General features: G+C 74.0%; 29 protein-coding genes. 18 read left to right on the top strand and 11 right to left on the bottom strand.

Going from position 1 to position 25,709, the window contains the following annotated elements; all coding sequences use genetic code 11:
• Window positions 1–65 precede the first annotated feature (65 nt).
• Window positions 66–563 (bottom strand): DUF427 domain-containing protein, encoded by a 498-nt coding sequence (locus GMA12_RS08430; protein ID WP_156269061.1) that lies wholly within the window; start codon window positions 561–563, stop codon window positions 66–68.
• A gap of 136 nt (window positions 564–699) precedes the next feature.
• On the opposite strand from GMA12_RS08430, the gene GMA12_RS08425 reads away from it, so the two are divergent.
• Together GMA12_RS08425 and GMA12_RS08420 are read left to right on the top strand one after the other, a co-directional pair.
• Window positions 700–1,755: a YeeE/YedE family protein gene (locus GMA12_RS08425; protein ID WP_162459646.1), complete on the top strand. Its 1,056-nt coding sequence runs from the start codon at window positions 700–702 to the stop codon at window positions 1,753–1,755.
• Between the two features lie 35 nt (window positions 1,756–1,790).
• Window positions 1,791–2,018, top strand: a complete 228-nt coding sequence (locus GMA12_RS08420) for a sulfurtransferase TusA family protein (RefSeq protein WP_017833997.1) — start codon at window positions 1,791–1,793, stop codon at window positions 2,016–2,018.
• A gap of 155 nt (window positions 2,019–2,173) precedes the next feature.
• Here the strand turns inward: GMA12_RS08420 and GMA12_RS08415 are convergent, their stop codons facing one another.
• From GMA12_RS08415 to GMA12_RS08405, 3 genes are read right to left on the bottom strand one after another with little or no spacing between them, the layout of a single operon-like run.
• Entirely contained in the window at window positions 2,174–3,511 is a 1,338-nt protein-coding gene (locus tag GMA12_RS08415) for an MFS transporter (protein WP_156269059.1), read from the bottom strand.
• 10 nt (window positions 3,512–3,521) lie between these two features.
• Entirely contained in the window at window positions 3,522–4,526 is a 1,005-nt protein-coding gene (locus GMA12_RS08410) for a PDR/VanB family oxidoreductase (protein ID WP_156269057.1), read from the bottom strand.
• A gap of 15 nt (window positions 4,527–4,541) precedes the next feature.
• A complete protein-coding gene (locus GMA12_RS08405) occupies window positions 4,542–5,657 on the bottom strand; it encodes an aromatic ring-hydroxylating oxygenase subunit alpha (protein ID WP_156269055.1) in 1,116 nt (371 codons plus the stop codon).
• A gap of 173 nt (window positions 5,658–5,830) precedes the next feature.
• Here GMA12_RS08405 and GMA12_RS08400 point away from each other — a divergent pair, with 173 nt between their 5' ends.
• The 6 genes from GMA12_RS08400 to GMA12_RS08375 all read left to right on the top strand — a co-directional run bounded on the left by GMA12_RS08400 (window position 5,831) and on the right by GMA12_RS08375 (window position 11,296).
• Window positions 5,831–6,445, top strand: coding sequence for a PadR family transcriptional regulator (locus GMA12_RS08400; RefSeq protein WP_162459645.1), 615 nt, complete (start codon window positions 5,831–5,833; stop codon window positions 6,443–6,445).
• Window positions 6,446–6,510: 65 nt separating this feature from the next.
• A complete protein-coding gene (locus GMA12_RS08395) occupies window positions 6,511–7,494 on the top strand; it encodes a hypothetical protein (protein WP_156269053.1) in 984 nt (327 codons plus the stop codon).
• A gap of 82 nt (window positions 7,495–7,576) precedes the next feature.
• Entirely contained in the window at window positions 7,577–8,629 is a 1,053-nt protein-coding gene (locus tag GMA12_RS08390; protein WP_156269228.1) for an alcohol dehydrogenase catalytic domain-containing protein, read from the top strand.
• Window positions 8,630–8,649: 20 nt separating this feature from the next.
• Entirely contained in the window at window positions 8,650–9,153 is a 504-nt protein-coding gene (locus GMA12_RS08385; RefSeq protein ID WP_156269051.1) for a hypothetical protein, read from the top strand.
• Window positions 9,154–9,266: 113 nt separating this feature from the next.
• Entirely contained in the window at window positions 9,267–9,455 is a 189-nt protein-coding gene (locus tag GMA12_RS08380) for a CsbD family protein (RefSeq protein WP_156269049.1), read from the top strand.
• Between the two features lie 257 nt (window positions 9,456–9,712).
• On the top strand, window positions 9,713–11,296 hold the full coding sequence (locus GMA12_RS08375; protein WP_276607384.1) for an ATP-binding domain-containing protein: 1,584 nt from the start codon (window positions 9,713–9,715) through the stop codon (window positions 11,294–11,296).
• A gap of 28 nt (window positions 11,297–11,324) precedes the next feature.
• Here GMA12_RS08375 and GMA12_RS08370 read toward each other — a convergent pair whose 3' ends face one another.
• Window positions 11,325–12,404, bottom strand: a complete 1,080-nt coding sequence (locus GMA12_RS08370) for a DUF368 domain-containing protein (RefSeq protein ID WP_370830850.1) — start codon at window positions 12,402–12,404, stop codon at window positions 11,325–11,327.
• A 139-nt stretch (window positions 12,405–12,543) separates the two neighbouring features.
• Here GMA12_RS08370 and GMA12_RS08365 point away from each other — a divergent pair, with 139 nt between their 5' ends.
• Window positions 12,544–13,284 carry a dienelactone hydrolase family protein gene (locus GMA12_RS08365; RefSeq protein WP_156269047.1) on the top strand — a complete coding sequence of 247 codons (741 nt, stop codon included), beginning with the start codon at window positions 12,544–12,546 and terminating at the stop codon, window positions 13,282–13,284.
• Window positions 13,285–13,295: 11 nt separating this feature from the next.
• On the opposite strand, the gene GMA12_RS08360 is transcribed toward GMA12_RS08365, so the two are convergent.
• Window positions 13,296–14,453: an FAD-dependent oxidoreductase gene (locus tag GMA12_RS08360; RefSeq protein ID WP_156269045.1), complete on the bottom strand. Its 1,158-nt coding sequence runs from the start codon at window positions 14,451–14,453 to the stop codon at window positions 13,296–13,298.
• 259 nt (window positions 14,454–14,712) lie between these two features.
• On the opposite strand from GMA12_RS08360, the gene GMA12_RS08355 reads away from it, so the two are divergent.
• From GMA12_RS08355 to GMA12_RS08335, 5 genes are all read left to right on the top strand, one after another.
• The gene (locus GMA12_RS08355; RefSeq protein WP_156269043.1) at window positions 14,713–15,585 is read left to right on the top strand and encodes an N-acetylglucosamine kinase; all 873 of its coding nucleotides are present in this window, start codon (window positions 14,713–14,715) and stop codon (window positions 15,583–15,585) included.
• A 33-nt stretch (window positions 15,586–15,618) separates the two neighbouring features.
• Window positions 15,619–16,539: an EamA family transporter gene (locus tag GMA12_RS08350; RefSeq protein WP_162459644.1), complete on the top strand. Its 921-nt coding sequence runs from the start codon at window positions 15,619–15,621 to the stop codon at window positions 16,537–16,539.
• 45 nt (window positions 16,540–16,584) lie between these two features.
• A complete protein-coding gene (locus GMA12_RS08345) occupies window positions 16,585–16,791 on the top strand; it encodes a hypothetical protein (RefSeq protein ID WP_047802618.1) in 207 nt (68 codons plus the stop codon).
• A 39-nt stretch (window positions 16,792–16,830) separates the two neighbouring features.
• The gene (locus GMA12_RS08340) at window positions 16,831–17,928 is read left to right on the top strand and encodes an NAD(P)/FAD-dependent oxidoreductase (RefSeq protein ID WP_156269041.1); all 1,098 of its coding nucleotides are present in this window, start codon (window positions 16,831–16,833) and stop codon (window positions 17,926–17,928) included.
• Window positions 17,929–18,077: 149 nt separating this feature from the next.
• Window positions 18,078–18,392, top strand: coding sequence for a CHY zinc finger protein (locus GMA12_RS08335; RefSeq protein ID WP_370830843.1), 315 nt, complete (start codon window positions 18,078–18,080; stop codon window positions 18,390–18,392).
• Between the two features lie 210 nt (window positions 18,393–18,602).
• On the opposite strand, the gene GMA12_RS08330 is transcribed toward GMA12_RS08335, so the two are convergent.
• On the bottom strand, window positions 18,603–19,175 hold the full coding sequence (locus tag GMA12_RS08330; protein ID WP_162459642.1) for a TetR/AcrR family transcriptional regulator C-terminal domain-containing protein: 573 nt from the start codon (window positions 19,173–19,175) through the stop codon (window positions 18,603–18,605).
• A gap of 573 nt (window positions 19,176–19,748) precedes the next feature.
• Between GMA12_RS08330 and GMA12_RS08325 the strand changes: the two genes are divergently transcribed.
• The 3 genes from GMA12_RS08325 to GMA12_RS08315 are packed head-to-tail and all read left to right on the top strand — an operon-like array spanning window position 19,749 to window position 21,703.
• Window positions 19,749–20,450: an energy-coupling factor ABC transporter ATP-binding protein gene (locus GMA12_RS08325; RefSeq protein WP_240898721.1), complete on the top strand. Its 702-nt coding sequence runs from the start codon at window positions 19,749–19,751 to the stop codon at window positions 20,448–20,450.
• Window positions 20,447–21,076 (top strand): energy-coupling factor transporter transmembrane component T family protein, encoded by a 630-nt coding sequence (locus GMA12_RS08320; protein ID WP_162459641.1) that lies wholly within the window; start codon window positions 20,447–20,449, stop codon window positions 21,074–21,076. The genes GMA12_RS08325 and GMA12_RS08320 overlap by 4 nt, the downstream gene beginning before the upstream one ends.
• 30 nt (window positions 21,077–21,106) lie before the next feature.
• Window positions 21,107–21,703 (top strand): biotin transporter BioY, encoded by a 597-nt coding sequence (locus tag GMA12_RS08315; RefSeq protein ID WP_156269035.1) that lies wholly within the window; start codon window positions 21,107–21,109, stop codon window positions 21,701–21,703.
• Between the two features lie 78 nt (window positions 21,704–21,781).
• Here the strand turns inward: GMA12_RS08315 and GMA12_RS08310 are convergent, their stop codons facing one another.
• From GMA12_RS08310 to GMA12_RS18265, 3 genes are all read right to left on the bottom strand, one after another.
• Window positions 21,782–21,964, bottom strand: a complete 183-nt coding sequence (locus tag GMA12_RS08310; RefSeq protein ID WP_156269033.1) for a PspC domain-containing protein — start codon at window positions 21,962–21,964, stop codon at window positions 21,782–21,784.
• An 83-nt stretch (window positions 21,965–22,047) separates the two neighbouring features.
• Entirely contained in the window at window positions 22,048–22,533 is a 486-nt protein-coding gene (locus GMA12_RS08305; protein ID WP_156269031.1) for a pyridoxamine 5'-phosphate oxidase family protein, read from the bottom strand.
• Window positions 22,534–22,678: 145 nt separating this feature from the next.
• Window positions 22,679–23,308 (bottom strand): TetR/AcrR family transcriptional regulator, encoded by a 630-nt coding sequence (locus tag GMA12_RS18265; protein ID WP_162459640.1) that lies wholly within the window; start codon window positions 23,306–23,308, stop codon window positions 22,679–22,681.
• A gap of 127 nt (window positions 23,309–23,435) precedes the next feature.
• On the opposite strand from GMA12_RS18265, the gene GMA12_RS08295 reads away from it, so the two are divergent.
• The gene (locus GMA12_RS08295) at window positions 23,436–24,680 is read left to right on the top strand and encodes a glycosyltransferase (protein WP_162459639.1); all 1,245 of its coding nucleotides are present in this window, start codon (window positions 23,436–23,438) and stop codon (window positions 24,678–24,680) included.
• Here GMA12_RS08295 and GMA12_RS08290 read toward each other — a convergent pair whose 3' ends face one another.
• Complete coding sequence (locus tag GMA12_RS08290) at window positions 24,681–25,685, bottom strand: bile acid:sodium symporter (RefSeq protein WP_162459638.1); 1,005 nt, start codon at window positions 25,683–25,685, stop codon at window positions 24,681–24,683. It abuts the gene before it with no gap.
• Window positions 25,686–25,709 lie beyond the last annotated feature (24 nt).

Here is a 25,709-nt window from a genome sequence, read left to right as displayed (position 1 = left end):
TCCGGAGTGACCGGCAGCACAACTCTAGCGCCGCTCCGGCGGACTGGAGTCCTCGTGCCGCGGGCTCACCACCCCCGGCTGCCCGGGCCGCCCTTGAACGGGCCGACCACCCGGGAGGTGATCCAGCCCCCGTAGAACCCGCCCTCCTGCGGGACCACCCGCTCCCCGTCGACCAGGCACCGGTCCATCGCCCCGGGCAGCACCGCCACGTGCCCCCGCAGGGACGCGAAGCCGGGTGCCGGATCGGGATAGGTCCACGCCGCGCGCGGGGCGCTCCGTCCCCCGCCCTGCACGTCGAACCAGGCCGCCGCGCCCTTCCACTCGCACCACGAGGCCCCCTCGCAGGGACGGAGGCTGCCCTCGGCGAAGGCGGCGCGGGGCAGGTAGTAGGTCGGCGGGTGACTGGTCTCCAGGATCCGGAGCGCGGCCGTGGTGGCGGCCACGCACTCCCCGCCCAGCCACACCTCCACGTGCTCCGGGGTGGGCTCGACCCGGGGCGGGCGCGGATAGTCCCACACGGACTCCTGGCCGGGACCCGGGGTCCGGGGTCGGGGTCTGCTCATGGGCGCTCCGTCCGGAGGTCCGCCCCGCACGGCGGGCCGGCCGCGGGGCGTCACAATGTGCTGAGGGATGCATCACTATGCTACGGCGCGTGACGGCCCCCTGGAATGCTTGCCGAGGAAATAATACGATCTTCGGGTGCTTATCTCAGGTCTCCTCATCGGCGCCGCCCTCGGGTTCGTCCTCCAGCGCGGCCGTTTCTGCGTCACCGGCGCGTTCCGCGACGTCTGGATCGCGAAGAACACGTGGTGGCTGTCCGCCTTCTTCGTGGCCATCGCCGTCCAGGCCGTCGGCATCTGGGTGCTGGACGCCTTCGGCGTGATCACCCTCGAGGCCTCGGCCTTCCCGTGGCTGGCCACGGTCGTCGGCAGCTTCATCTTCGGCTTCGGCATCGTCCTCGCCGGCGGCTGCGCCACCGGCACCTACTACCGCGCCGCCGAGGGCCTCGTGGGCTCCTGGTTCGCGCTCCTCTTCTACGCGCTGTTCGCCACGATCTCCAAGTACGGCCCGCTGGCCGGCACCACGGAGACCCTGCGCGGCATCACCGTGGGCACGCAGGGGTCGATCCACGAGACCCTCGGGATCTCCCCGTGGGTGCTCGTGCTGGCCCTGGTCGGGATCGCCGGCGTGTGGGCCCGCCACCACCTCACCAAGCCGCGGGCGAAGTTCGCGACCCTCCCGCCGGAGAGGACGGGCCTGAACCACCTGCTGTTCGAGAAGGCGTGGAACCCCTTCGCGACCGCGCTGGTCGTCGGCATCATCGCGATCATCGCCTGGCCCGCCAGCTGGGCCACCGGCCGCGAGTCCGGCCTCGGCGTCACCACCCCGTCCGCGAACCTCACCAGCTACCTGACCACCGGCGACGTCGAGCTCGTCGACTGGGGCGTGCTCCTGGTCCTCGGCATCCTCGTCGGCTCGTTCATCGCGGCCAAGGGGTCCGGCGAGTTCAAGATCCGCGTCCCCGACGCGCAGACGATCGTGCGCTCCATCGGTGGCGGCGCCCTCATGGGCATCGGCGCGGCATGGGCCGGCGGCTGCACCATCGGCAACGCCCTGGTCGCCACCGCCGCGTTCGAGTGGCAGGGCTGGGTCAGCCTCGCCGTCATGATCCTCGGCACCGGGGCGGCCGCGAAGATTTTCATCGCCCCCCGCAAGAAGTCCGCCGCTCCGGGCCGCGTCCCGGCCGGCGTCTGAGCCCCACCGACCCCGACCCCCAGGAGGCACTCATCATGGCACAGCACATCCTCGAGACCGACGGTCTCGTCTGCCCGTTCCCCGTCGTCGAGGCGAAGGCCGCGATGGCCGAGATGCCCGCCGGCGACGAGCTCGTCATCAACTTCGACTGCACGCAGGGCACCGAGGCCATCCCGCGCTGGGCGGCCGAGAACGGCTACCCCGTCACGCAGTTCTCCAAGCGCGGCGCGGCCGAGTGGTCGATCACCGTGCAGAAGGCCTGATCCCGGGGCAGCGCACTTCCCGGGCACCCGACGAACGGACCCCCGCGACCGAGCTGATCGGTCGCGGGGGTCCGTTCGTCGTCGCCGGGCCGGGCCCAGCGCCACCCGGCCCGGCACCACCCGGCCCGCGGCACCGAGCGGCCGCCGGCCTGGGCTCAGCGCACCGCCGGAGCGCGCTCCGGAGCGGTCTCGCCCACCTCCTCGAAGGGGCGCAGCCGCAGCAGCGCGAGAGCCGCCAGGACCACGACCGCGGCCACGACCACGTACAGGGCGGTGGGGCTCCACCCGGCGTCGAGCAGCGCGCCCACCGCGATGGGGGCGAGGATCGCCCCGGCCCGGCCCACGCCGATGCCCCAGCCCACGCCGGTGGTCCGGACCCCGGGCTCGTAGGTCTGCGGCGCGACCGTGTACAGCCCGGCGATGCAGCCGTTGATGAGCATCCCCACCAGCACCCCGCTCGCGAAGGCGAGCAGCGGCACGGAGGTGGTCGTGATGAACACGACGAGGGTGAGCGCCGAGAGGACCGTGAAGACCATGAGCGTGGCCCGCGCCTCCCAGCGGGTCGTGAGCAGGCCGTACAGCAGGGAGCCGAAGGTGCCGCCCATGGTGAGCATGAGCCCGCCGACGATGCCCTGCTGCTCGGTCATCCCGGACTCCACCAGCAGGCGGGGCGTCCAGGAGTTCGCGAAGTAGAAGCCGAACATGATGACGAAGAAGGAGATCCACAGCAGGAGACTGGCGGTGCGATAGCGCGGGCTCAGCAGCGCGGCCACGGCGCCCTGCGCTCGGCCGGCGGCGACCGGGGCGGGGCCGAGCTCCACCTCGCCGGAGAGCCGGATCCGCCGCGCGATGCGCTCCAGCTTCGGCAGGGCGCCGGTCGGGCGCCGGGTGCGGAGGTAGTCGACCGACTCGGGCATCAGGGCGAGCACGAGCCCGATCGCCACCAGCGTGAGGAGGCCGCCGGTGAGGAACACGGAGCGCCAGCCGAAGGCGGGGATCAACTGGGTCGCGCCCATGCCTCCGAGCGTGGCGCCCACGCCGTAGCCCGCGGTGAAGATGCTCACGGCCATGCCGCGGCGCCGAGCACTGGCGTACTCGCTGGTGAGGACCGTGGCCGAGGCGAGGATGCCGCCCACCCCCAGACCGGTCACCACACGCCAGGCCCCGAGCGCCGCCGCGGAGTCCGCGGTGGTGGACAGGAACAGTCCCAGGGCGTTGACGGCCAGCGCCACGACGAGGATCGTGCGCCGACCGTACCGGTCCGCGAACGGGCCCAGGACGAGCGAGCCCACGGCCATGCCGATGAGGCCGGCACTGAGCAGCCAGCCCAGCTGGGCGCCGGAGAGGCCGAACTCCTCGGTCACGGACGTGGCCGTGAAGGCCATGGCGAGGACGTCGTAGCCGTCGAGGGCGTTGAGGAACGTGGCCACCGCGATGATGAGCCACTGGTAGGACGACATCTTCGATGCGTCGATCTGGTGTCGGATGTCCAAGGCAGGCCTCTCAGGGGACGTCGATGGTGAGGACGGCGCTCGGGCGCTCGCCGGGGGTGGTCTCGGGGGCGGCCGGCACGGCGCGGGAGACGCAGCAGCACATGGCGGTGCCGGGCTCCTTCTGCCGGTCCGAGTAGAACACGTCGCGGTGGTCGATCCGGGCCGCCCGGTCGAGGACCTTGACCTGGCACAGCCCGCACTCGCCCTTGCGGCAGTCGGACATCATGTCCACGCCCTCCCTCTCCAAGGCCTCGAGCATGGACTCGTCGGAGCCGACGACGGCCTCGACGCCCAGGCGCGGGACGCGCACGAGGAAGGGCTCGGCCTCGAACCAGCCGCTGTTGCCGAAGGTCTCGTAGCGCAGGCCGGTCCGGTCGAGTCCGCGCTCGGCCCAGGCGCGGCGCACCGCGTCCATGAGCCGGATGGGCCCGCACATGTAGAGCTCCGCGCCGTCGGGCACCCCGGCCACGAGGGCGTCCACGTCGAGGGCCCCGCCCTCGTCGTCCACGTGCGCCTGGAGCCGGTCGCCGTGCAGGGCGGCCAGCTCCTCCAGGTAGGCCATGGCGGGGCGGGAGCGGCCGGCGTAGACGAGGCGGTAGTCCGCCCCGAGACGGCGCAGCAGCGCCGCCATCCCGGCGACCGCGGTGATGCCGATGCCCCCGGCGAGCAGGACGTAGGAGGGCGCGCCGATGCGCAGGGGGAAGTTCTGCAGCGGCTGGGTGATCTCGAGGGCCTGCCCGGCCCCGATCGAGTGCATGAACACGGACCCGCCGCGGGAGGCCGGCGTGCGGAAGACGCTGAGGGCCAGTTCGGATCCGTCGGCGGCGGCGTCCACCACGGAGTAGGAGCGCACGACGGGCACCCCGTCGATGAGGACCCGGACGTCCACGTGCTCCCCGGGTACCGCGGGACGGGGCAGCTCCGGGCGCAGGACGATGCGCCGGATGCCCGTCGCGATCTCCTCGACCGTGACGACGACCGCGCGCTGCCAGACCTGGTGACGGGAGTCGGCCATGACCGTTCCGCCCGCTCAGGCGCCGGAGACGGCGGTCGGGACGGCCGCGGCGCGGCCCTCGGCCTGGAGCGCCCGCTCGAGGAGGCGGCGCACCCACATCCCGCCCATGTCGATGTTGAGGTTGTAGAACTCGTGCTCCGGGTTGGCGTCGATGGCCGCCTGCTGGGCCTGCAGCATGGCCTCGTCCTCGCCGAACACCCCGTGCACGCCCTGGCGCAGCTGCGTGGTGATGAGCTGGCTGTCCAGGCGGTAGTTGCGCATGAACGCCCAGAAGTAGTGGCTGGAGCGGCCCGTCTCCGGGGTGATCGTGTTCATCACGTAGCCGTTGACCCCGCGGGAGCGGTCGCCCTCGGGCGCGCCGGTGCCGGCCTCGGCCACTCCGACGTCGATGCAGATGGTGGAGGGGAAGTAGTAGTGGATGATCTGCCAGCGGTCCACCTTCCCCTCGAAACCGGGAAACCGGTCCCGCATGTTCTTCCGCCAGAAGGGCGGGGCGTCGATGTTGCGCATCCAGCGCGTCACGGTCACGGACCGCTCGTCGTGGGTGGTCTCGAACTCCGCCTCGGAGAGTTCCTCCTGGCCGATGCTGGAGGAGTGCACGAACTCCTCGTGGGTGAGGTCCATGAGGTTGTCGAGGACGAGCTGGTAGTTGCAGGGCGCGTGGATGGTCTCCCCGTCACCGGCCCACTCCGGGCTGTCCATCTGGTGCATGTCCGGCACGAGCGTGGGGTCGGCCAGGGTGGGGTCCCCGAGCCACACCCACACGAACCGGTAGCGCTCCAGCACCGGGAAGGACGGCACCGTCGCGGAGGGGTTGAGCGTCTCCTGCGCCGGCATCGCGGTGCAGCGTCCCGCGGCGTTGTAGCGCAGCCCGTGGTACGGGCACTGGATCTCGTCCCGGCCCACCAGCTTGCCCTGGGACAGCGGAGCCAGGCGGTGCCAGCAGGCGTCGGCGAGCGCGACGGCGCGGCCGTCCTGGGTCCGGTACAGAGCCAGGGGGCGGCCCGCGACGGTGCGGGACAGGATCCCCTTGCCGGTGATCTCGTGGTCCCATCCGGCCACGTACCAGGCGTTGAGCGGATGGGACAGGAGCTTGGCGGTCGTGGTGGTCCGCGTGGCGGTGACGGTCATGGTGCGGTCCTCTGCTGGGCGGTCGGGATGAGCACGGACAAATAACTACCTGCATAGATAGTCTGTGGCGTGGAACACAGACTAGCTATGGGGATAGTCGTTGACAAGGGTGACGGCCCGCCGATCGGACTAGGCTCGGAGGACGATCCACCGCTTCCCGGAAGGAGCCACCCGTGAGCCTCCGCTCGGCCCTGCTGGCGCTGCTCTCCTCCGGCCCGCTGACGGGCTACGACGTGGTCAAGCAGTTCAGGGCCTCGGTGGGCCACGTCTGGCACGCCCCCGACTCGCAGATCTACCCGGAGCTGCGGAAGATGCACGCGGAGGGACTGCTCTCGAGCCGGCCGGTCCCCTGGGGATCCCGCGGGGCCACCAAGACCGAGTACACGATCACGGCCGAGGGGGAGCGCGCTCTGCGGGAGTGGCAGGACACCCCGCTGGACTACGTGCGGGAACGCGATCCCGCCCAGCTGAAGGCCGCCTATTTCGAATGGGCCTCCCCCGGGGCGGCGGCCGCGCAGCTGCGCGCGCACATCGAACACTACCGGCAGCAGCGCGCCCAGGCCCTGGAGCAGATCCGGGCGCTCGAGGACCGCACGAACCCCACGCTCGCCCGGCGCCTGGCGGCCAACCCGGAGGACCAGTGGGAGCGGATCACCCGGTTCAAGGTCTTCGCCTACGAGGGACAGGTGGCCCGCGCCGAGCAGGAGATCGCGTGGGCCGAGCGCGGCCTGCGGCTGCTGGCGGAACTGGGCGATCCGGACGGGCCCGGCGCGCGGGAGACGCCCTGACGGTGGTCCGGAACGCGCGGGTGCGTACGCTGGCCGCAGACCCGCTCCCGGCCGAAGGACCCCTCATGACCCCCGAGCCGCTGCCCCGCCTCCTCGTCCCCGTCCTGTGCGCCGGGCTGCTCCTGGCGGGCTGCGCCCAGGACACCGGCCCAGGAACGGCAGCCACGCCCGCGGCGAGCGGGAGCTCGTCGTCGTCCGTGCCCTCCCCGCCCCCCTCCCCCACCCCCACGTCCACGTCCACGTCCGAGGAGCCCGCCGAGCTGATCGGCGGAGGCACCGAGGTGTTCCCCGGGCGGCGGATGGTGGCGCTCTACGGGCAGCCCGGCACCCCCGCCCTGGGGGCGCTCGGCGAACAGGGCCCCGAGGAGTCCGCGCTCCGTGCCGAGCAGCTGGCCGCGCAGTACGAGCCCCTCAGCGAGGAGCCGGTGGTCCCGGCGTTCGAGATCATCGCGACCACGGCCTCCGCGGAGCCCGGCGAGGACGGGGACTACTCCCGGGAGTCGACCGTGGAGGACCTGCGCCCCTACGTGGAGGCCGCCGCGGAGCACGACGTCTACGTGGTGCTCGACCTGCAGCCCGGCCACCAGGACTTCCTGAGCCAGGCGCAGCAGTACGAGGAGCTGCTGCGCCTGCCCAACGTGGGACTGGCCCTGGACCCGGAGTGGCGGCTCGCCCCCGGGCAGGTGCACCTGGCGCAGATCGGCTCGGTGGACGCGGCCGAGATCAACGCGACGACGGCGTGGCTGGCCGATCTCACCGCCCGCCACGGGCTGCCGCAGAAGGTGGTGCTGCTGCACCAGTTCGCGGAGTCGATGATTCCGGACCGGCACCTGGTGGACGCCTCGCGCCCGGAGCTGGCGCTCGTGCTGCACGCCGACGGCCACGGCACACCGGAGCTGAAGAGGGGAACGTGGGAGCGGCTGAAGCGGGACCTGCCCCCGGGGATCCGGATGGCGTGGAAGAACTTCTACGACGAGGACACCCCCACCTTCACCCCGGAGCAGACGTTCGCGCTCGAGCCGCGGCCCTGGTTCGTCTCATATCAGTGACCCCTCGGCCCCCGGGGAGCTCCTGCCTACGATGAGCAGAGCGGACGGGCAGCCCGCCGGTCCGCCGATCGAGGAGGACCCCATGAAGGCGCTCGTCTACCACGGACCGGGGCACAAGGCGTGGGAGGACGTCCCGGCCCCCACGGTCCAGGACCCGACCGACGTGGTCGCGAAGGTCGACACGACGACGATCTGCGGCACCGACCTGCACATCCTCAAGGGCGACGTCCCGGCGGTGACCGACGGCCGGATCCTGGGCCACGAGGCGATCGGCACGATCACCGAGGTCGGCGGCGCCGTGACCGGCCTGGCGGTCGGCGACCGGATCATCATCCCCGCCATCACCAACTGCGGGAAGTGCTCCTACTGCAAGAACAACCAGCCGTCCCACTGCCAGACGCTCGGGGGCGTGGGCTGGGTCTTCGGCCACCTCATCGACGGCACGCAGGCCGAGTACGTCCGCGTCCCGTTCGCGGAGACCTCCGTGCACAAGGTCCCGGAGGGTCTCGACGACGAGGACGTCCTGTTCCTCACCGACGCCCTGCCCACGGGCTTCGAGATCGGCATCCTCAACGGCAGCACCAAGCCCGGTGACACGGTCGCGATCGTCGGGGCGGGCCCGGTGGGCCTGGGCGCGGTGATGACCGCCAACCTCTGCGGCGCGGGTCGGGTGATCACCGTGGACCTCGACGAGAACCGGATGGACAAGGCGCTCGAGCTCGGCGCCACCGACAAGGTCAACGCGGGGGACCCGGACGCCGTCGAACGGATCAGGGCCCTGTCCCCGGACGGGCTCGGCGTGGACGTGGCCATCGAGGCCGTCGGGATCCCGCAGACGTTCCGGACGTGCCTGGACGTGGTGCGGCCCTACGGGACCGTGGCCAACGCCGGGGTGCACGGCAAGCCGGTCGAGCTGCCGCTGGACCGGCTGTGGATCTCCAACGTCCGGATCACCACGGGCCTCGTCGACTGCCGCACCGTGGGCAACCTGCTCAACATGGTCCGCTCCGGCCGGCTCGACGCGAAGGCGATGGCCACGCACCGCTTCACGATGTCCCAGATGGAGGAGGCCTACGACCTGTTCGGCAACGCCGCGCAGCACCGGGCGGTGAAGGTGGTCATCCGCGCCGACTGAGCGGTTGCTAGCGTGTGGCCGTGCGCACCGACAGACTCCAGAGCCCCCGGCAGCGGAAGACCATCGACCGGCTGGCCCGCTGGCTCACGCGCACCCACGGCGCGGACCCGGGGTGGGACGCCCTGGTGCTGGATGTCCTCAGCGTGGGCCGGGACCTCCGCCTGCAGGTGCGGGAGGTCCGCGGCGGCACCACGTCCCACCACCCCGTGGACGTCGCCGGCCGGCGCAGCACCCCGCGGCGGCTGGTCCGCGCCCTCCAGGACGACTACGCGGACCTCGTCGACGGGTCCTGGCTCTCGGCCACCCTGCTCGTCACGGTCTCCGAACGGCGCTGGGACCGGCCCGGGGTGGAGCTGGTGCTCAACTACGCCGACGAACCCCCGCTCCCGGCGCACGCCCCGCACCCGGTCGCGGCCGAGGACTGGCGGCGGCACCTGGGCCGCTATCGGAGGATGGACCGGAAGATCCCCGGCTGGCTGCGGCAGCGCGTGGCCGAGGCCGGCCTGGACGTGCCCGGGCGCTGACCCGCCCCGTTCGCCGTGCGGGAACATCCGGCCCGGCACCCCGGATGCTGTTCCTTCAGCATGCTGAGAGGTCTAGGCTGGGGGCATCTGTTCACCGACCGGAAGGAGATTCCATGGGACTCGGAGACAAGATCAGCAACGCCGCGGAAAAGGCGGGCGGTGCTGCCAAGGAAAAGGTCGGCGACGCCACCGACAACCGCGACCTCCAGGCCGAGGGCCAGGCGGACAAGCTGTCCGGCAGCGCCAAGCAGGCCGGCGAACACGTCAAGGACGCGGGCAAGAACTTCAAGGACGGCATCTAGCACCACGGTTCAGCCGTCGAACCACCAGGAGGGCCCCGGTGTCGTGCGCGACACCGGGGCCCTCCGCCGTGTCCGGCACCCCCGCTCCGTCCGGCTCCGTCCGGCTCCGGCCCCGGCGCGCGGGAACGCGCCGACTCCCGGTTGCAGGCGCACAGCCTGGCTAGCCTGGGGCCATGCCGCAGACCATTCCGGAGTGCCCCGAGTTCCCGCCGGGCTTCGAGGCGGAGCAGCGCGTCTGGCGAGCCCTGCGGGAGTAGCTGCCGGCGGACGCGGTCCTCGTCTCCGGGCAGCGGATCACCGGTGACGCCGTCGACGCGGAGCTCGACCTGCTCGTGCTCTGGCCCGGAGTGGGCAACGCGGTGATCGAGGTCAAGGGCGGACAGGTCTCGGTGCGAGACGGGCAGTGGCACCAGTCCGGCAGAGCCGGCGCGCACCGGCTGCAGCGCTCGCCGCTCGAGCAGGCCCGGTCCGGGATGCATGCTCTCCTGGACCATCTGAAGCCGCGGCTGTCCCGCGGCCCCGGACGCACCACGTTCTTCGCGGCGCTGCCCTACACCCGTCTGCCCGAGGACTGGGACGCCCCCGACGCCCCGCGCGACCGGCTGCTCGACAGCACCGACCTGGACGCCGTCGCCGAACGGCTGCACCAGGTGCTGCGCCGCAGCACGCAGGCCTACGCCCCGCCCGACCGGGCCACCGTGGAGCTGGTCGTGAAGAACCTGCGCCGCACGCACCTGTCCCTGCGCAACGTGCAGGAGCTGGCGCGGGAGCTGGAGGACTCCGGCAACCAGCTCACCCGGGACCAGGAGCGGACCCTGTCCCTGCTGCGCTGGCAGCACCGGGCCCAGATCACCGGCGGCGCCGGCTCCGGCAAGACCCACCTGGCCATGCTGAAGGCCCGCCGGCTGACCCGTGACGGGTTCCGCACCGCCCTGGTGTGCTACTCCCGGGGGCTCGCGCGGTACTTCCAGCTGATGTCCCGGGCCTGGCCGGACGCGGAGCGCCCGGCCTACATCGGGCTGTTCCACCAGCTGCCCGTCGAGTGGGGCGCAGAGCCCGGCGAGGACGACGACCCCGACCACTGGGAGCGCCGGCTCCCCCTGCGACTCGGGCAGCTGGCCGCCGCGCAGCCGGAGGAGTGCCGGTTCGACGCGATCATCGTGGACGAGGCCCAGGACTTCGGGGAGCTGTGGTGGGAGGCACTCGTGCAGTGCTTCAAGGACCCGGAGCAGGGCGTGCTGTTCGTGTTCACCGACGAGCACCAGCGGATCTTCGACCGCGACGGGCAGGCCCCGATCGACCTCAACCCGTTCCCGCTGGACGACAACCTGCGCAACACCTCGACCATCGCCCGGGCCTTCGCCCCGCTCGCCTGGGAGGCGCAGCGGTGCCGGAACGCGGAGGGACCGGCGGTGCGGTTCGTCGACGTCGAGCCGGGGGCGGTCCTGGACCTCGCCGACGACGCCGTGGTCGCTCTCCAGCAGGAGGGCTGGGACCCGAGCCGCATCGCCCTGCTGACCACCGGCAGGCGTCACCCGGTGCAGCGGGAGATCGTGGAGGCCGAAGGGTTCGGGGCCTACTGGGACGGGCACTTCGCCGAGGAGGACGTGTTCTACGGGCACGTTCTGGGCTTCAAGGGCCTCGAGCGCTCGGCCGTGGTCCTGGCGGTCAACGGGTTCCACGACATGGCCCGTGCCCGGCACATGGTCTACGTGGGCATGTCGCGTGCGCGGTCGCTGCTCGTGGTCGTCGGCGCGCGCGAGGTCGTGGAGGAGGCCGCGGGCCCGGACCTGCTGGCCGCCCTCGACGCCGGTGAGGCCTGGCGCCCGCCGGCCGGGTGAGCACTCCACCGGGCGGGGGACGGGCCGGCTACCGCGTGCGGTGTGCGTCCTCGGCGCCGGACTCGATCCCGGCGAGCTCCTCCTGGGCGCCGTGTCCGGTGCGCGCCCGGGTGCGGGCGTCGACGGCGAGGAGGACGAGGACGACGACGCACCCCGCGGCGGCGGCGAGCAGCTGCAGCCACCAGTCCCCCTCTGGGGCGAGCAGAGCGCGGTCCTCCAGCTGCCACGGCCACAGGCTCCGGAGGGCACCGAGCATGAGGCCGGTCACCGCCAGCATGGTCACGCGGTGGTGGCGGTCCAGCAGCCACTGCAGGCCCTTCACGATCACGACCATGCCGAGCGCGGCGCCGAGCAGGAACAGGGACAGGTAGCCGAGGTCGAGCTCGTCCACGGCGCGCAGGGTCGGCTGGTACAGCCCGAGGGTCAGCAGCAGGAAGGACCCGGAGAGCCCGGGCAGCAGCAGCGCGGACACGGCCACCATCGCGGCCAGGACGACGAGCACGGGCGTGGGGGCCACCGTGGTGGGCGGCACGGACACCAGCACGAAGGCCAGGACCGTCGCGGCCGCCACCACCGCCGCGTCGCGGGCGCGCAGGTTCCCGCCGGCCAGGCGCAGGGGCACGCCCGCGGAGGCCAGGACCATGCCGAGGAACAGCGCGCGCATGGTGACCGGATGCTCCTCGACGAGGTGGCTCACCGGCCCGGCCACGGTCAGCAGGGCCGCGACCATGCCGAGGGCCACGGGCAGCACGATCCCCCACTCGACCCGGGCGAGATGGTGCCTCGCCCCGGCGGCGCGATCGGGGCCCAGCAGGAGGCGCCTGCCCGCCGAGACCACGTGGCCGGCGGAGTTGATGAGCTCGTCGTAGACGCCCGTCACGAGGGCCACGGTGCCGCCGCTCACGCCCGGGACGGTCTCGACCACCCCCATCAGCGCGCCGCGCACCACGTTGCCCGGGAGGCTGCGGCGGACGGATCCGTCGTCGTCCGGCGCCCGGCCGGAGGCGGCACCGGAGACGGCACCGGAGGAACGGTCGGCGTCGGTCTGCGCGGCGGCCAGGACGCCGGCGGGCGTCGAGGGGTGGTCCGGGGCGGGGGAAGCAGGCACGGGGGCTCCTGGGTGGGGGACGGCACGGGCGCCTGCCAAGCTACCGGGGCCGCCCGGGCGTCATCCGGCCCCGGTCCGTGGCAGGGCCCCCGGAGGAGTGGCAGACTCGTCCTCCACCGCCCGTCGAAGGGATCCGGCCATGACCACCGCGCTGCTCACCACCGACCACGGGCCGATGCCCGCCCACGTGGCGGTGCCCGTCACGCCGCCGCCCTGGCCCGGGGTGGTCGTGGTGCACGACGTCACCGGGATGAGCGAGGACCTGCGCCACCAGGCGGACTGGCTGGCGGACGACGGCTTCCTCGCCGTGGCCCCCGATCTCTTCCACCGGGGCGGCCGGCTGCGCTGTCTGCGCACGGTGCTGAAGGACATCGGCGCCCGCCGCGGGCCCACGTTCGACGACGTGGAGACGGCCCGCTCCTGGCTCGCCGCCCGCCCCGACTGCACCGGGCGGATCGGCGTCATCGGCTTCTGCATGGGCGGCGGCTACGCCCTCGCACTCGCCGCGGAGCACGGCTTCGCGGCCTCCAGCACGAACTACGGCGGCTGTCCCGAGGGAGCGGAGGAGTGGTTGCCGCGGGCCTGCCCGATCGTGGGCAGCTACGGCGGCGCGGACGGCTCGCCCCTGGGCGCGGACGCCGGGCGCCGGCTGGAGGGCATCCTCACCGAGACCGGGGTGGAGCACGACATCAGGATCTACCCCGGGGTGGGCCACGGCTTCATGAACGACCACGACCCCGCCGACCTCACTCCCCTGCTGCGGGTCCTGGGCCGGTTCAGCCGCACCGCCTACGACGACCCCGCCGCCCAGGACGCCCGGCGGCGGATCACCGCCTTCTTCGACCGGCACCTGCGGGAGGAGGCCCCGGCGGCGCAGTGACCCGGCAGCGCTCAGCCGCGGCGCCGGCGGGCGGCCGTGCCCGGGCGGAACCGGGCGGGCACCCCGGCGGCCCCGGTGGCCTCCGTGGCCCCGGTGGCGAGGTCGGCGGCCATCGCGCCGAGCAGCGGCGCGAACTTCCCCCCGTGCCCCGAGCAGGGCGAGACCACGGTGATCCCGCCGGCGGAGTCGAGCACGAACTCCTCGTCCGGGGTGCTGGTGAACAGGCACGTGGTCTCGGCGTAGGGCTCGGGGACCAGCCCCGGCAGGTGCGCCCGCACGTGGGCCACCACCCGGGCGCGGTGGGCGGGGTCGACCACGCCGTCCTGCGCGGCCGCCGAGCGCAGGGGGCGACCGCCGTGGTACTCGGCGACCTTCTGGCCGCGGAAGCCGGCGTCCCGCCCGCCGGGCAGGGAGTAGACCGGCAGTCCCCCGTCCTCGCGGATCGTGGTGGGCCAGGGCCGGTCCGGGTCCCGGTACGGGAAGTGGAAGGCGCTCTCCTGCCGCACGCGCAGCCGCGGCAGGCCAGCCAGGAACGCCGCCGGCAGGGGCAGCTCCCCGATCAGGTCGGGGAGGTGGCCGCCCGCGGCGACCACCACGTGCCCGGCGTCGAGCGTCTCCCCGCCGGGGCCGGAGACCGTGAACCCGGCACCGGTCCGGGCGATCCCCCGGACCGGCCAGGCGGTGCGCAGCTGCGCCCCGGCCGCCACCGCGAGCTCCACCATGGCCTCGGCGGCCGCCCGGGCGTCCAGCACCCCTGCCCCGGGCTGGTACAGGACGGAGGTCTCGACGGTCAGCTGCGGCCACCGGGAGCGGGCCCGGGCGGGGCCGAGCAGCTCGTGCGCCACGCCGGCCGCCTCGAGGACACGGGCCAGGCGTTCGGGCTCCCGCCCCCGGCCGTGGTCCACGCCGCCGACCCGGTCGATCAGCCGGCGCCCCGCCCCTCGCTCCAGCCGGGCCCACCACGGTTCGGAACGGACGACGAGCTCTGCGTAGAAGGGGTCCGCGTAGGCGTAGCGGAAGATCCGGGCGGACCCGTGCGAGGAGCCGCGCGGGCCGGCCGGGACGTCACGCTCCACGAGCACGACCTCCTCGCCGCGCCCGGCCAGCTGCCAGGCGGTGGCGGCGCCCATCAGCCCGGCGCCGACCACGACGTACCGTGCCGAGGTCATGGGCTGGATCCTTCCGCCGTGCCGGACGAGGAGACGTGGTGCACCGGCGTTCCGCGGTGCGGGCGTCCCGGCCCGGACGCCCGTGCGGGCCGGCGGGCGGTCCGCGCCGGGGGGACGACCGTGACAGTCTGGCCCTCGGGCACCCGCGCGGGCAACCGCGCCGCCGGGCTCCCGCCAGGGCACGTCCGGCGTCGGCGCTCCCCGCCGGGCACCGCCGCCGGTGCGCCGTCCGGGGAGCGGGAAACGGCAGGATGGGCCCATGAGCATCCTCATCGGCCTGGACATCGGCGGCACCAAGACCCACGGCCTGCGCGCCGAGGGCGGCGCGGTGGCGCGGGAGGCGTTCGGCGGCAGCGCGAACGTGCAGAACGTCAGCCGGGACGCGGCGGCCGCCGTCCTGGCGCAGGTCCTCGCCGAGCTGGGCGCCGCGGACGCGGACGTCGTGGTGGCGGGCGCCGGCGGGGTGGACACCGCGGCCGACGCGGAGGCGCTGCGCGGGCTGATCGCCCCGCACGCGGGCCTGGCCCGCGTCGTCGTGGTGCACGACACCCGGCTCGTGCTGGCCGCCGGCGGCTGCGACACGGGGATCGCGGTCATCGCCGGCACGGGCTCCGCCGCGTGGGGGACCGCGCCCGACGGGCGGGAGGCCCGCGCCGGGGGCTGGGGCCACCTGCTCGGCGACGAGGGCAGCGGCTACTGGATGGGCCGGGAGCTGGTGCGCCGCGCGCTCGCCCGGCACGACGACGGACGGGTCCCCGACGCCCTGGACCGGGCGGTCCTCGACCGCTGCGGCCTCGCCGAGCCCGGCGGGCTCATCGAACGCTTCCACACGCTCCCCGAGCGCGGGTTCTGGGCGGACCTCTCCCGGGTGGCGTTCGCCGCGGCCCCGCAGGACGAGGACGCGATGCGGCTGGTGGACCGCACCGCGGACGCCCTGGCGGAGCTCGCCGCGACCGTGTCCCGGCGCCTGGCGGTGACCGGGCCGGTGGTGGTCGGCGGCGGGCTCGCGGTGCACCAGCCGCTGCTGCGCCGGCGGCTCCGGGAGGCCGCCGCGCGGCGGGGTCTCGGGGAGGTGCGGGTGCTCGACCGCGCGCCCGTGCACGGCACGCTGCGCCTGGCGGACCGGGTGTGAGCGGGGACCGCGGCGGGGCCCTACCCTGAACGGGTGACCACCCTCGCCCCCGCCCGCCGCCCCGGGCTGCGCCCGACCGCCTACGTGCTGGCGGCCGTCGTCTCCGTCCAGTTCGGCGGCGCCCTCGCCGCGGTCCTCGTCCCGCAGATCGGCGCCTCCGCCACGGTGACGATGCGCCTGCTCCTCAGCGCCGTGATCATGCTCGTCGTCATCCGGCCGCGGCTGCGCGGACGCAGCCGCGAGGCCTGGCGGGCCGGGCTGCTGTTCGGGGCCGCGCTGGCCGGGATGAACTTCGCGTTCTACCAGTCCCTGGCCACGCTGCCGCTGGGCGTGGCCGTGACCGTGGAGTTCCTGGGCCCGCTCACGCTCTCGGCGGTGCTCTCCCGCCGCGCCCGGGACGTGCTCGCCGTGCTCGCGGCGCTGGCCGGGGTCGTGCTGATCTCCCAGGCGCTCACGGTGCCGTGGGCGGAGCTCGACCTCGTGGGCATCGGCTGGGCGGTGCTGGCCGGGGCGGGCTGGGCGGCCTACATCCTGGGCAGCCGCTCCGCGGGCCGGCACTTCGACCAGCTGGACGGCCTGGCCGTGGCGCTGGTCGTGGCCGCGGTCCTGGTCACCCCCGTGGGCGTCGCCACCGCCCACGCCCCGGCCCTGACGTGGGGCGTGCTCGCCGGCGGGGTGGGGATCGCCCTGCTGTCCTCGGTGGTGCCCTACTCGCTCGAGCTCCTGGCGCTGCGCTCCATCCCGCCGAAGGTCTTCGGGATCCTCCTCAGCCTGGAGCCCGCCGTCGCGGCGCTGGCGGGCCTGCTGGTGCTGAGCCAGGGGCTCACCATCCTGCAGCTGGTGGGCATGGGCCTGGTCGTGGCGGCCAGCGCCGTGGTCATGGTGGGCAGCGGGACGCCCGAGGTCCCCGCGGAGACCGGGCCCGTCGAGCTGGTCCGGCCGCGCGCCGAATGATCAGCCCCCTGTGCAAACAGGGGGTTCCCGTGATGGGATGGGGCCATGGAAGCCAACGAGATCATGGACCGCATCCGCTCCGCCCGCGACCACGCCCTGGAGCAGGAGCGCGAGGAACGCCAGAACATCGCCGACGCGGACACCGCCGACAAGCAGGGCGCCGCGAGCGTGCGCCTGGCCACCCGGCAGGCCGTGCGCGAGGCCTTCGACGACATCCTCGGGGAGAGCACCGACCCCGCCCAGGACGGCTGAGCCCACGCGACGGCACCTGAGCGCCCCCGGAGGGCCACGATGAGCCGGGTGGCCGTGGTGGGCGCGGGCATCGTCGGCCTCGCCACCGCCCACGCCCTGCGTGCCCGCGGCGCCGACGTCACCCTCTACGAGTCCGGCCCGCCCGGCGGCGGCCAGTCCGCCGGGCAGTCCCGGATCTTCCGGCACGCCCACGACGACCCCCGGCTGGTGGCGCTGGTCGCCCGCAGCAGAGCCCTGTGGCGGGCGTGGGAGCAGGAGTTCGGGGTGGAGCTGATCTCCCCGGACGGGGCCGTGGCCATCGGGGACGGCGTGGCGCAGAAGCTGCGGACCCTGGAGCCCTTCCCGGACATCCCCGTCCGGCCGCTCGAGCCCGCGGAGCTGCGCGAGCGCCTGCCGCTGCTGGCCGCCTGGGACGGACCGGCCATGCTCGACGTCGAGGGCGGGGCGATCCGCACCCTGGCCGCCGTCGGCGCCCTCACGGACCGGCTGCGGGAGTCGATGCTGCGCGAGCACGTGCTCTCGGTGCGGCGCACCGGCTCCGGCCGGGTGGAGGTGCGCACCGGCACCACCTGCGAGGACCACGACCACGTGGTCCTGTGCGCGGGCCGGGGCACCGCCCCGCTGGCGCACGGGGCCGGTCTCCGGCTGCCGGTCGCCCTGGGCGCCCACGTCCGCCTGACCTTCGCCGTCGCGGACCCGCCGGGTCCGGCCGGGCTGCCCACGTTCCAGGACGGCAGCGGCGAGTTCGGGGAGACGGGGGTCTACGCCGCGCCGTACCCGGACGGCCGGCACTACTCCGTGGGACTCAGCGCCGACACGGACGCCCGCGAGGACGGCAGCCTGACCGACCCCGGGCAGCTCGCCGCGTTCGCCGAGCGCACGGTCGGGTACGTGCGGCGGGCCCTGCCCGGACTCGACCCGTCCCCGGTGGACCACGTGCACTGCTGGGTCACCCGCCTGCCCTGGGGCGACGACGGCGTGGGCGTGTGGTCCGAGGACGGGCTCACCGCCCTGGCCGGACACAACCTGTTCAAGCAGGCACCGGCCCTCGGCGAGGCCCTGGCGGAGACCGCCCTGACCGGGACGGTTCCCGGGAACCTGCACCACGCGCAGCAGCTGGGCCGTTCCGCCGGCTGAACCCGGCCGCAGGACAGCGGTCCCGTGGCGGCGCCCGCTCCGGACGGAGCGGGCGCCGGGATGTCCGGCCCGCGGGCGTGGATAATGTGTCCCGCGGCCGCTCCGTCCGGCACGGCCGCGGGAACGAGCCGCGGCGGAGGAGGGTGAGGGTGCCGAGAGTCCTGGGGAGCACGGTCGACGACCAGACGAGGTGCACGCACTACCGCACGGCGCTCGACGTGGTCGCGATCAGGTTCTGGTGCTGCCAGGAGTACTACCCCTGTCACCTCTGCCACGCGGAGAGCGCGGGGCACGCGGCGGTGCCGTGGCCGGCCGCCGAGCGCGATGCCGCGGCCGTCCTCTGCGGGGTCTGCGACCACGAGCTGACCGTGCGCGAGTACCGGGACGCGGACGGCTGCCCGCGCTGCGGCGCGCGCTTCAACCCGGGATGCCGTCTGCACGCCTCCCTGTACTTCGAGGACTGACCCGGACCGTGCCGTTCCCCCGCCCCGCCGTGATGGGGCTCGACGGCTCGGGCAAGAGCAGCCTCGCGCGCCTGCCCGACGGCGCACAGCCCACTTCTCGCTGACGGCCGGCACACGCGTCTCGCCGCACCTGCCATGAACTTCCGATAGCGTGCCAAAGTGGTCAACGCGCCGCCTCCCCCATGGCCGGACAACGGCCGACGAGCCGACTCAGATGTCACGAGTCCGTGCGGCAGTCCCGGAGTCGCCTGTCGATACTCGGCTGGCCCCCAGCCCCCGCAGAATCGTCTCGAGCCCCATCTCGAAGTCCTGTTCGTCCATGGCGTCCTGCTCTTCGCTGGAACGGCCGGCGATCGAGGCCCGGGTCTGTTGAGCGGCGACGGACCCGAGGGTGTATCGGATCAGGGTGAGCGCACCACCGCGGGCTTTGTCGTCAGGCAGACCGAGGGCGCGAAGCAGTGATACGAGCTCTGTTGTCGGCGGGAGGGTCTCTGCACCTAGTGCGTGAGCAACCGCGACGACATCGGCCCCATCGCGGATCTCAAGGATCGCCAGACGTAGTGCGGTCACGAGCTCAGTAGGGGAGTCTTTGTTGCGGACCGGTTCGAGCATGCGCTCGGCGAGAGCCAGCAGCAGCGTCTGCTTGTCGGTCACGTGCCAGTAGAGCGCGCCTGGCTGAACGCCCATCTCGCGGGCGAGCCGACGCATCGTGAGATCACCCAGCCCGTAGGTGCGCAGCAACGCCCATGCCGCGTCCACCACGGCGGTGCGGGTTAGAGACACTGGGCCTCCTCGAGGAGCGAGATGAACCGGGTCAGTCTACGGCGCGGCGCGCCGGGCGGCTGTCCGGCCGTCGTCAGCAGGCGACTCGGGTTGACCAAGTATTGAACACCGTTCAATACTTGAGCAGTGTTCAATTGACGTTCGGGCCTGAGCATCGCTGCTCGAGGCAGTCCTGTTCGCCACCAGAGACGGTGCATCCACCACCACACGGCCCCGGAGGTTGATGCCATCAAGTGCGGCTTCTGCCACGAGTGTCACCCCTGCCACCTGTGCCCCGAGGGGAGCAGGGACTCCCGGTGGTGCAGTGCTCGGTAGAGGAACGAGATGCGGCGGCATACCTCTGTGGGTCTGCGGTCATGCACCGTCCGTCCGCGACCGCCCAGGCGTGGACTCCTGCAGTCGGTGTGGGGGCGCCGTTCGATCCGGGATGACGCCTCCACGTCCGTGATCCCGAACGCAGACCGAGGATGCACCTCGGCACGAAGCCATGCCGAGGACTACGAGGGAAAGAGGACCCGCAAGATGTCGGTCAAGCATTCGATGTGGGATCCCTCCCGTGGTGAGGTGCCCGTGATGTCTCCGGCGCCCCGGCACCCGGGCATCCGGTTGACGGGCGTCAGCGTCACCCGGGAGGGCCGGGACATCCTCCAGGACGTCGACATGGCCCTGGACGAGCACCGCATCGCCGTGATCGGGCTCAACGGCTCGGGCAAGTCCACCCTCGTGCGCCTGCTCAACGCGCTGGTGTTGCCCACCCGCGGCACGGTGCAGGTGGGCGGGCTGACCACCGCCAAGGACGCCAAACGGATCCGGCGCCAGGTGGGATTCGTGTTCCAGCACCCGGAGAACCAGATCGTGATGCCCCTGGTGGCCGAGGACATCGCCTTCGGCGTGCAGAACCTCGGGCTGCGCGGCGCCGAGCTCACCGACCGGGTGGACGCGGTCCTGCAGCGCCTGGACATCGCCCACCTGCGCGACCGGGAGTCCTACACGCTCTCCGGCGGGGAGAAGCAGATGGTCGCCCTGGCCGCGGTGCTGGTGATGGAGCCCTCCACCGTCGTCTTCGACGAGCCCACCACCATGCTCGACCGGCGCAACCGCCGCCGGCTCCAGGCCACCATCGAGGGCCTGGACCAGCGGGCGATCGTGGTGACCCACGACCTGGACATGGTCGAGGCCTACGACCGCGCCCTCGTGGTGCACGAGGGCCGCATCGCCTTCGACGGCGACCCCGGCCGGGCGCTCGAGTTCTACTGCCGGATCAGCGACTCGTGAGCGGCGCCCGCCCCGCCGGGCCGCTGGCCGCGGTGCCGGCCGGGCCCAAGTTCGCGCTGCTCTTCCTCGCCAGCATCGCCCTGTACGCGGTGCCCGGGCTCCCGGCGCAGACCGGCTTCTTCGTCCTCGCGGTGGCGGCGGTGCTGCTGACCCGCACGCCGCTCCTGCGGCTGGCGCGCATGCTGGCCGGGCTGTTCCTCGTCGTGGGGATCGTCACCGTCACCCTGGCGCTGACCGCCGGCTGGGACACCGCCACGATCTCGGCCCTGCGGCTGCTCAGCCTCTGCTTCCTCGCCTACGCCGTCACCCTGAGCACCGCGTTCAGCGAGATGCTGGCCCTGTTCCAGACCCTGCTGCGCCCGGCCCGGCACCTGGGCCTGAACCCGGCCCAGATCAGCCTGGCCCTGTCCATGACGATCCGGTTCATCCCCGAGATCCGCGCCCAGTACCTCGCGATCCGCGAGGCCCAGTTCGCCCGCGGCCTGCACCACCGCCCGGTCGCCGTGCTGGTGCCCCTGCTGGTGCGCACCCTGGAGTCCGCCCAGGAGATCTCCGCCGCGATCGACGCCCGGTGCTACGACTCCGACCCGCCGGACCCGCGCCCCGCTCCTCCCGTGTCCGACTGACCTCCCGTCCCATCCACCCGAAGGATCCCCATGGCCGCCGAGAACCCGCAGACCACCCAGAACACCGTCCTCGTGGCGGTGTTCGCCGCCCTGATCGCCGCCCTGGGCCTGGTGCCGCCGATCACGGTGGGCATCATTCCGGTGCCCATCACCCTGCAGACCCTCGGCGTGATGCTCGTCGGCGCGCTGCTGGGCCCGGTCCGGGGCATGCTCTCCGTGGTCGTGCTGGAGGTCCTCGTGCTCGCCGGGCTGCCGCTGCTCGCCGGCGGCCGGGGCGGGCTCGGGGTGTTCCTGGGGCCGACCGGCGGCTACCTGCTCGGCTGGATCCCGGCCGCCCTGGTCATCGGCTTCCTGGTGCAGCACTGGGCGCTGCGGCAGACCCGTCCTGCGGCCCGGTTCGCCGCCGCCCTGCTCAGCACGGCCGTGGGCGGCATCGGCGTGATCTACGCCCTCGGCGTGCCGTGGACGGCCGTGGTCGCCGGGCTGCCGCTGTCCACGTCCCTGCTGGGCTCGCTCGTGTTCGTTCCCGGCGACCTGCTCAAGGCGGGCGTGGCCACCGCCGTGGCCCTCAACGTCCACCGCAGCTACCGCCGCCTGCTCGGCGGCGTGCCGGCCGCGGCGCGGTGAGCGCGCGGACCGCTGCGCAGGCCGTGACGCGGCGCGCCGTGTCGGCGTCACGGCACGCGGAACGGTCTGCGTGGAGACTCAGGGCTGCTTGGGAATGATGATCCACAACGCGATGTAGACCAGCTCCCCCACGCCCACGAGGCCGAAGACGATGAAGCCGAGGCGCACCAGGAACTTCGGCAGACCGAAGCGGTTCGCCAGCGCCGCGCAGACGCCGGCGAGGAGCTTGCCGTTGCGAGGACGGACCAGTGTGGTAGCCATGCCCGGATTCTACGCGCGGGCCGCCGGACACGCCCGGGCCGGAGCCGTCCGCTCCGGCCCGGGCGGAGCGGACGGCGGAGGCGTCAGAGGTCGACGACGCCCTTGTCGCCCTTGATGGTGTCCCCGGTGACCTTGGCCTTGACCAAGTTGGCCACCTGGGTGACCTTGCCCCCGCCGGGGGTGTCCCAGTACTCGGCGGAGCGGCCGGTGACCTCGATGAGGACGTTGTCCGGGTTCTCGGGCCCGCCCTCCAGCCACGAGCCGGTGAAGCTGTCCCACAGCTCCTTGAGCTTGTCCACGTCGTTGAGCACCAGCGCGGTCCCGGTGAGCGAGACCCAGGCGCCCTCCCCGGCGTAGGCGACGTTGACGGAGGGCCGCTGCTGGAGGTCCTGCACCTGGTCCGAGGTGCGCTCGGCGATGAAGTACACGGTGCCGTCGAAGTCCACGTCCTGCGTGGCCATCGGCTTGGAGATGAGGTTGCCGTGCTCGTCGGCGTGGGTGAGCATGGCGATGCGGGTCTTCCGGATGAGCTCGCGCACCTTGGCGGCGCCGTCGTGCTGATCGGTCATGGGGATGCCCTTCTCTCGTCGACCACCGCGGTTCCGCGGCGCGAACGGCCAGTCTACGAACCCCGGGCGGATCGCACGAGGGGCCGGCCCCTGAGGACAGCGACGGGACAGGCCGGGCCGGCACCTGCCCGGCAGGCGCCCGACCTCAGCCGCCGGAGCCGGGCCCGGCCGCCGCGCCCCGTGCCAGCAGGCCACACACGGCATCGACCCACTCGTCCGTCACGGGCTGCCGGAGCATGACGACCCGGTGCAGCGCGGCGCCCACCAGGGCGTCCGCCACCTCGGCGGCGGAGACCCCCGGCCCCCACTCCCCGCGGTCCCGGGCCCGGCGGACCAGGGCGTCCAGCGGCTGCTCCGTGGCGGCCAGGCGCCGGGCGACGACCGCCTCCACCTCGCCGGAGACCCCGTCCGCCAGGGCCACGAGCAGCAGGGCCCGGCCGCCGGGCGTGGCCAGGTGCCGCGCCAGGGGCCCGAGCACGGAGGCCAGGTCGGTGCGCAGCCGGCCCGTGTCCGCCGGCGCCCCGAGGGCGTCCAGCTGGTGCTCGAGGGCGGCGACGACGAGCGACCCGCGGTCCGGCCAGCGCCGGTACACGGAGGTCCGGTGGACGCCCGCCCGCCGCGCGACCCGGTCGACGCTCAGCGCGTGCGGCCCTGCCACGGCCAGCTCCTCGAGCGTGGCGGCCAGCACCACGCCGTCGATGGGCACGGCGGGACGTCCCACCCGGCCGGGAGACCGCGACGGGCGGGGCTCGGGGGTGGATCCGGTGGCGGACATGCTCTCATTGTCGCCCGCTGCGGGCGCCCACAGGTGTCGGCCGCACCGGGAGCTCGCGCCGGCGGTCCGGCCCCTGGGCAGGACACCTCCCTTAATGCAACAATCTGTTGCATTAAGGGAGGTGCCCATGGACGTGCTCATCGTCGCCGTCGACACCCGCGGTGGTGTCCAGCCCTACACCGCGCTCGCCGCGGGCCTGCGGGCTCGGGGCCACCGCACGGTCGTCGCGGCGCCCGAGGATCTCACCTGGCTCCCGGAGCAGCACGGCGTCCCGGCCGTCGCCCTGCCCGGGAGCATGCAGGAGGCCGCCGCGCGCCTGCCGTCCAGCGAGGGGATGCGCGGCCTGGTGCCGCACGGGATGCAGGAGGAGGTGAGCCGCCAGGCCGCCGTGCGGACCGCCGCGCTCCTGGAGGCCGCCCCGGGAGCCGACGTGGTCCTGGCGGGCATCGGGGGCGCCCCCATCGCCCGCGCGGTCGCCGAACGGATCGGGGCACGGTTCCTCTCGGCGCACCTGCATCCGCTGGGCCCCGCCACGGGCGCGTTCCCCGGGGTGCTGGCCCCGCACGTGCCCCGGTGGTCGGGGCGGGCCGGCAACCGTCTGGCCCACCGGATCACCGCCCTCGCGGTGGCCGCCCCCACGCGCCCGGCCGAGCGCGCCGCCCGGGCGGCTGCGGGACTCACGCAGCGGCCCACCGGCCGGCCGGAGCCGGTCGCCCTGTACGGCATCAGCCCGCAGGTGCTCCCGAAGCCCTCCGGCTGGCCGCCCGGTCACGTGCTGACCGGCTACTGGTTCCTCGAGGACCCCGGGGCCGCCCTCGACCCCGAGCTCGAGGCGTTCCTGGCCGACGGGCCACCCCCGGTGGTGGTCGGCTTCGGGAGCATGTCCAGCGCCGACGCCCGCCGGGCGTCGCGGACGGTCACGGCCGCCCTGCGCGCCACGGGTTCCCGCGGGGTGCTGCTGACCGGATGGGGCGGGCTCGCCGCCGGTGGCGACTCCGGCCCGGGGGTCCTGGTGCGCACCGCCGTCCCGCACGACCTCCTGCTGCCGCGGGCGGCGGCCGTGGTGCACCATGCGGGGGCCGGGACCACGGCGGCGGGACTGCGCGCGGGCATCCCCCACGTCACGGTTCCCTACGGCGTCGACCAGCCGTTCTGGGCGGCACGGGTCCACGAGCTCGGAGCCGGCGCCGCCCCGATCCCCCGGAGACGGCTGACGACCGCGCTCCTGGTCGAGGCGCTCGAACGGTGCCTGCGGGACGGGTCGCTGCGGGAGCGGGCGCGGCAGCTGGGCGCCGCGATCCGCGCGGAGGACGGTGTGGGCGCGGCCGTGACCCGCCTGGAGACCTGGGCCGCGCTCGGCCCGCGGCGGTGATCAGCCCTCGGGCGCGGACGGGACCACGCTGTGCCGCGGATCGCGGTCCGGCACCAGGCGGGGGACCAGCCGGACGAGGACCACCATCCCCACCAGCTCCACCAGGGTCTGGGTGACGACGACGAACGGCGTCAGCGCCAGCCGATCCGGCAGCGCCAGGGCCAGGGGGAGCACCACGAGGGAGTTGCGGGTGACCCCGCCGAACAGCAGGGCCCGGGAGGCCGCCACGTCCAGGTCCGCGATCCGGGCGGCCAGGACCCCGAGCGGGACCATGGCCACGAGGAAGCCGACGTAGAGGGGCACCACGGTCACGAGGTCGGCCAGCTGCTCCCCCACCCCGCGCACCTGCGAGGCGATCACCGTGAACAGGGTCAGCGCCATCAGCGGCACCATCGCCGCGGCCATCGCCCTCACGACCCGGCGTGCCGCGGCGGAGCTGGGCGCCGCCCGCTGCAGCGCCGCGGCCGCGGCGAGCGGCAGGACGATGAGCAGCACGAACGCCTCCACGAAGGGCCCCAGCTCCACGAGGGCGACCGCCCCGGGGCCCGCGAGGACCAGCAGCCACGCGGGCAGCAGGATCATCTGGCCCAGCATCAGCAGCGGGGCGGCCGCCAGCAGCCGGTCGGCGGCGCCGCCGGCGAGTCCGGTGAAGACGATGACGTAGTCCACGCACGGAGCCAGCAGCACCAGCAGCACCCCGATCAGCACGGCCTCGTGGTCGGCGACCGCGCGGGAGAGGACGAGCACCACGACCGGCACCACGGCGAAGTTCACCACCAGCACGGCCGCCAGGAAGCGCAGGTCGGCGAAGGCCCGGCCGATCGCGGCGAACGGGACGGCCAGGAACGTGGCGAGGAGCAGCAGCCCCAGCACCGGGGTCACGGCCGGGGCGAGCGCGGGCGCGCCGGGCACCGCCCAGCCGACGAGGACAGCGGCGGCGATGGCCCCCAGGTAGACGGCCACCTGGTGGCGCTCGGCCCACGGGGCGGGTGCTGTGCTGCTCACCCGCCCAGCCTAGGTGGCCGCGTC

The organism is Kocuria sediminis (assembly GCF_009735315.1).
Classification (GTDB): domain Bacteria; phylum Actinomycetota; class Actinomycetes; order Actinomycetales; family Micrococcaceae; genus Kocuria; species Kocuria turfanensis.
This window is presented reverse-complemented; position numbering and strand designations above follow the sequence as displayed.